The 5,408-nt window shown below is 62.8% G+C and carries 4 protein-coding genes and 2 pseudogenes; 2 read left to right on the forward strand and 4 right to left on the reverse strand.

Annotation, left to right across the window (positions count from 1 at the left end):
- The 4 genes and pseudogenes from ENZ74_RS20355 to tpiA form a co-directional block, all read right to left on the reverse strand.
- Positions 1 to 282, reverse strand: a pseudogene (locus tag ENZ74_RS20355) (CTP synthetase); the annotation flags it as partial.
- 146 nt (positions 283 to 428) lie between these two features.
- Positions 429 to 1,556 (reverse strand): L,D-transpeptidase, encoded by a 1,128-nt coding sequence (locus ENZ74_RS20360; protein WP_013531734.1) that lies wholly within the window; start codon positions 1,554 to 1,556, stop codon positions 429 to 431.
- Between the two features lie 209 nt (positions 1,557 to 1,765).
- Complete coding sequence (gene secG / locus ENZ74_RS20365) at positions 1,766 to 2,236, reverse strand: preprotein translocase subunit SecG (protein ID WP_013531735.1); 471 nt, start codon at positions 2,234 to 2,236, stop codon at positions 1,766 to 1,768.
- 170 nt (positions 2,237 to 2,406) lie between these two features.
- Positions 2,407 to 3,174 (reverse strand): triose-phosphate isomerase, encoded by a 768-nt coding sequence (gene tpiA, locus ENZ74_RS20370; protein WP_013531736.1) that lies wholly within the window; start codon positions 3,172 to 3,174, stop codon positions 2,407 to 2,409.
- 145 nt (positions 3,175 to 3,319) lie between these two features.
- Between tpiA and ENZ74_RS20375 the strand changes: the two genes are divergently transcribed.
- Entirely contained in the window at positions 3,320 to 5,212 is a 1,893-nt protein-coding gene (locus tag ENZ74_RS20375; protein ID WP_063167979.1) for a SurA N-terminal domain-containing protein, read from the forward strand.
- Positions 5,209 to 5,408 (forward strand): annotated as a pseudogene (locus tag ENZ74_RS20380) (anthranilate phosphoribosyltransferase); the annotation flags it as partial. The gene ENZ74_RS20375 and the pseudogene ENZ74_RS20380, both read left to right, overlap by 4 nt.

Consider the following 5,408-nt stretch of genomic DNA (forward strand, 5'->3'; position numbering starts at 1 on the left):
GATGCGGCCGGTGGTGATGTTGTCCTGCTGGTTGGCGGAGCGGCCTGTGAAGCGCTCGTAATGGCCAAGATCAAGATCGGTTTCCGCACCATCGTCGGTGACGAAAACCTCGCCATGCTGGTACGGCGACATCGTCCCCGGATCGACATTGAGATAGGGATCGAGTTTTTTGATGCGTGCGCGATAGCCTCGCGCCTGCAGGAGAGCCCCAAGGGCCGCTGCGGCAATGCCTTTTCCAAGTGAGGAAACCACGCCGCCTGTGATGAATACATATCGCGCCATGGGAGTCATCGCTTAACGCGGCCGGATTGATTCCGCCAGAGAAAAAACCACCGCGAAGGTTTTTTCCCAAGAAGGCGCTCGGATCGTGAACAGGGCAAAACAAAAGGGCCGGCTGAGCCGGCCCTTTCGGCAGGATGACGAAAACGTCAGATGATGACGACCTTGGTGCCAACCCTGACGCGGCTGTAGAGATCCATGACGTGCTCGTTGATCATGCGGAAGCAGCCATTAGAGGCGCTGGTTCCGATCGACTGCGGCGCGATGGTGCCGTGGATGCGCAGATGCGTGTCCTTCTTGCCGTCATAGAGATAGATGGCGCGGGCGCCGAGCGGATTCTGGCCACCGCCAGGCATGCCGTCCTTATACTGGCCGTAATGCTTCGGCTCGCGCTTCTGCATGTCCAGCGTCGGGATCCAGCGCGGCCATTCCTGCTTGTCACCGACCGCGACCGTGCCCTTGAACTGCAGGCCCTCGCGACCGACCGCAATGGCGTAGCGCCGCGCGGTGGAAGATGATTCGACGAGGTAGAGGCGCCGCGCGCTGGTGTCGATGACGATGGTGCCGGCATCGTAACCAGTGAATTCCACGTCCTGCGGCACGAATTCCGGCTTCACCTTGAACTGCTTCTTGGCCTCCCTCTTGGCGAGAGCCTGATCGAGAGCCCGCGTCTCGGGAAGATAGCTTATCGAGGAGCCGGACGACGTCCCGCCGAAAAGGCCGGCGAACAGGCCGCCGCCGCTCGGCTTCTTCTGGCCGATGACTTCGCTGCGCAGTTCGCCATTGTTGCCGGTCAGGGCGACGTTCATGGCCTCCGCCGGAAGCGGCTCGGCCGACTGGATCGGCGCTATCGGTTCGATAGGCTCGATGATCTTGGCAGCCTGCTTCTTGGCCGGCTTGGCATCGGCCACCTCGGTTGCCGGCGCGCTCTTGCCCTTCTTGGCAAGGAACGCCTGCCGTTCCGCGTCGGCCTTGGCCTTTGCCGCCTCGCGCATTGCCAGCTTCCTGGCTTCGAGCGCCTTGGCTTTGGCGGCTTCCTTGTCGGCAACGATCTTGGCCTCGATCTTCTTGATCTGGGCGAGGTCGTCGGGCGTCGGGTTTTTCTTCTTCTTGAGAAGCTTCAATTGCGACGCATCACTCTTGACGGCGACGTTGATGGCAGAAGTTGTTTCAGCCGAAGGCTGTGCGGCCATATTGGCCGGAACGCCTGCGAAAGCGGGGGAACTCACGCCGAGTGCGGCGCAAAGTCCCAGGAAAATGAAGCTGCGAAGCTGCATGGCGAAGATCCGATCGTTCTATGCTTGTTGCCACGGCGTCGCCCAGCGCCCCCCAAGGGCGCCGGAAATGCCGCGTGCAATCTATAGTCGAATAAGCGCGGCCGCCTCAAGCGTGGGGCCATGCCTCACCCCGTCGAATCTTCGTGATCTCGCTGCATTTGCCGCGACTGTGTTCAAACGACCACAGATCGCGGTTCAGGCACCGAGGACTACTGGTTTGGAACCTGCGGGGTCGCCGGTGCGGCGGGAGCCGTGCCGTTGGTCGCCGGCGGCGTCGAGCCGGCGGCAGGCGCAGTGGCCGGGGCAGTCGCAGGAGCCGAAGCATCGTTGCCGGAAGGCGGCGTCGGCGTGGTGGTGCCCGCGGGCGCCGGAGTTGTGGTTCCAGGCAACTGGTTGAGCACGCCTTTGCCGGCGCCGTCCGAGGTCGCCGGCACGCGGTCCAGGATATCGATCGGCTTTTCGCCGTAGCGGGCGACGATCGACAGGGTCAAGGAGGTGGCGAAGAAGGCAGCCGCCAGGATCGCCGTCGCACGCGTCAGCGCATTGGCCGCACCACGCGCGGTCATGAAGCCGGACCCGCCACCGATGCCGAGGCCACCGCCTTCGGAACGCTGCAGCAGCACCACGCCGACAAGGGCGAGCACGACCATGAGATGGATGACGATCAGTACGGTTTCCATAGTTTATCCTGGCAAGGCCTTGCCCGGCCGCGGACACGACCGGTGAATTGGAGGCGGCTCAATACAATGCTTTGACGGCATTTCCAAGCCCGTGGCCGGAATATGGGAAGCAACCCGTCCTTTGCAACGATTTCGTGCACCGGAAGCCCTGTCCGGCAGGGAAAATGTCTTCAAGCAATATTGCGATAGGCCTCGGCGATGCCGAGAAAGTCCGCCGCTTTCAGGCTGGCGCCGCCAACCAGCGCGCCGTCGACATTCCTGACGCCGAGCAGTTCGACCGCGTTGGAGGGCTTGACCGAGCCGCCATAGAGAATGCGCACCTTCGCCGCGACGCCGCCGAGCTTTTCCGATAGCTTTTCGCGGATATGTGCGTGTGCCGCAGCGACGTCGGCCGCTGTCGGCGTCAGGCCGGTGCCGATCGCCCATACCGGCTCATAGGCAATGATGGTGTTGGACGGGGTGGCGCTTGGCGGGACTGAGCCCTCGACCTGCCGCGACAGCACGTCCAGCGTGGCGCCCGCTTCACGCTGCTCATGCGTTTCGCCGACGCAAATGATGGCAACAAGCCCGGCACGCCACGCGGCGGATGCCTTGGCCTGGACAGTGGCGTCATCCTCGCCGCGTTGCTCGCGGCATTCGGAATGGCCGACGATGACATGGCTCGCACCGGCATCCCTGAGCATTTCCGCCGAGATGCAGCCGGTGTAGGCGCCGCTCTCCTTGGTGTGGCAATCTTCGCCGCCGGCATGCACCGGCGTGCGCGACAGGATCTCGGCGGCGTGGGCAAGCAGGGTTGCGGGAACGCAAACCAGCGCTTCGGTCTCCGCGTCAAGCCCACTCATGAAGCCGTTGCCGATCATCCTGAGCTCGTTGAGGGAGGCGCTGGTGCCGTTCATTTTCCAGTTGCCGGCGACGAGCGGGCGAATTCCTGGCGTCATGGGTTTGCTTCTCCGGATGATATCGGGGCTCTGGCCCTCACTACCAAAATCAGGCCACAAAGCAATCGACAGTGGGCCGGAAGGGCGCTATTGCGCTTGTTTCAGACTCGGCGCATGCGAAAATGCGCATAAATCGGAAGTAAAAATGCTTGGTATATTGAGAAGCGCGGCAGGCACCTGGGTCGCGAAGGGGCTGTTGGTGCTGCTGGTGCTCAGCTTTTTGGTCTGGGGCGTTTCCGGACGGCTGATGGGCGGTTTGGCCGGCCATGATTCGGTGATAACCGCTGGCGGCACCAAAGTGTCGATCAACGAATACCGTCTCGCCTATGATCGCCAGCTCGCCGTCATGTCGCAGCAGTTCGGCCAACGTCTCAGCCACGAACAGGCAAAGGCGCTCGGTGTCGATAACCAGGTGCTGGCGCAGCTCGTCTCGGGTGCCGTTCTCGATGAACAGGCCCGCAAGCTGGGCCTCGGACTTTCCAAAGACCGGCTGGCCGAGCTGACACGCGAAGACCCGGCCTTCAAAGGCCCGGGCGGCCAGTTCGATCGCAGAACGTTCGAATATATGCTGCAGCAGATTGGCATGCGACCCGAGGACTATTTGAAGAACCGTGCTCAGGTGGCGGTGCGCCAGCAGATTGTCGAGGCGGTCTCGGACGGCCTCAAGGCTCCGGACACTTTCTTCAAGGCAGTTGCGCTCTATCGCGGCGAAGACCGCACCATCGACTATTTGACGCTGCCCAAGGCACTCGTCGAGCCGATCGTGGCGCCATCCGATAGCGTGCTTTCGGCCTATTTCGAAGCCAACAAGAAGACATATGCGGCACCCGAATACCGCAAATTCTCCTATGTCCGCCTCGAGCCGGTCGACATCATGGATCCGACCGCCGTCACCGACCAACAGGTCAGCGACGATTACAACAAGAACAAGGCGCGTTACACCACGCCGGAATTGCGTACCATCGAGCAGCTCGTGTTCAAGACGCCGGATGCGGCCAAGGCCGCGTTCGATTCGCTCAAGGCAGGCGCCACTTTCGACAAGCTGGTCACGGCGGAAGGCAAGACCCCAGCCGACACGTTGCTCGGCACGCTTGCCAAGGACAAGATCGCCGACAAGGCGGTCGCCGACGCCGCCTTCGCGCTTAACGCCAATGAAGTCAGCCAGGTCGTGCAGGGCGCCTTCGGTCCGGTGCTGCTGCGTGTCACCGAGATCAAGCCCGAGGTGGTGAAGCCGCTGGCCGAGGTGTCCGACCAGATCCGCAAGGATCTGGCGCTGGGCGAGGCAAGCCGCATCCTTCTGGACGTGCGCGACAATTACGATGACACCCGCGCCGCCGGCAGTTCGCTGGCCGACGCTGCGGCCAAGCTGAAGCTGAAGGTCGTCACCATCGACGCCATCGATCGCAGTGGACTGCGGCCAGATGCAAGCATCGTCAAGGACCTGCCGCAATCGCCGGAGCTGATCAAAGCGGTCTTCGACGCCGAACCCAACACGGAAAACGATGCCTTGACCACAGCCGACAACGGCTTCGTCTTCTATGAGGTGGCGTCCATCACGCCGGCTCGCGACCGCACGCTGGATGAGGTTCGTCAGAAAGTCGTGGCCGACTGGACGGCGGCGGAAACAAGCAAGCGGCTCGCCGCCAAGGCTGACGAGCTGGAAAAGCGGCTCAAGGCCGGCGCAACGCTCGATGTCATTGCCAGCGAACTGAAGCTGGAAAAGCAGACCAAGCGCGGTGTGAAGCGCGAGGCTGACGACGTCGATTTCGGCAAGGAAGGTGCCGCAGCGATGTTCGGAGTCGGCGAAGGCGGTACCGGCCTGATCCCCTCGCCTACCGGCGACGGAGAGATCCTGTACAAGGTCGCCGAAGTGTTCGAGCCCGCCGGGGCCGATGCCAGCTCGGTGCCGGATGACGCACAGAAATCCTTCACCTCCGGCATGTCGGACGACCTGCTCGACCAATTGGTGGCGCAGTTGCAGACGCAGTACGACGTTCGCGTCGACCAGGCCGCCGTCGCCCAAGCCTCGACAAGATGAGCGCGCTGAAAACCCATATCGCCAAGATCGCGACCGGTAGCGCGCTTTCCTTCGAGGAAGCGCGCGAGGCCTTCGACATCATCATGTCGGGTGATGCGACCCCCGGCCAGATCGGCGGTTTCCTGATGGCGCTGCGCGTGCGAGGCGAGACGGTGAGCGAGATTTCCGGCGCCGTCGCCACCATGCGGGCCAAGAT

This window comes from Mesorhizobium sp. M7A.F.Ca.CA.002.15.2.1 (assembly GCF_003998715.1).
GTDB lineage: Bacteria > Pseudomonadota > Alphaproteobacteria > Rhizobiales > Rhizobiaceae > Mesorhizobium > Mesorhizobium ciceri.

Coding starts and splice junctions, on each gene's coding strand:
- tpiA (WP_013531736.1), bottom strand. CDS start 3,174: ATGACGCCAGGAATTCGCCCGCTCGTCGCCGGCAACTGGAAAATGAAC.
- ENZ74_RS20360 (WP_013531734.1), bottom strand. CDS start 1,556: ATGCAGCTTCGCAGCTTCATTTTCCTGGGACTTTGCGCCGCACTCGGC.
- secG (WP_013531735.1), bottom strand. CDS start 2,236: ATGGAAACCGTACTGATCGTCATCCATCTCATGGTCGTGCTCGCCCTT.
- ENZ74_RS20375 (WP_063167979.1), top strand. CDS start 3,320: ATGCTTGGTATATTGAGAAGCGCGGCAGGCACCTGGGTCGCGAAGGGG.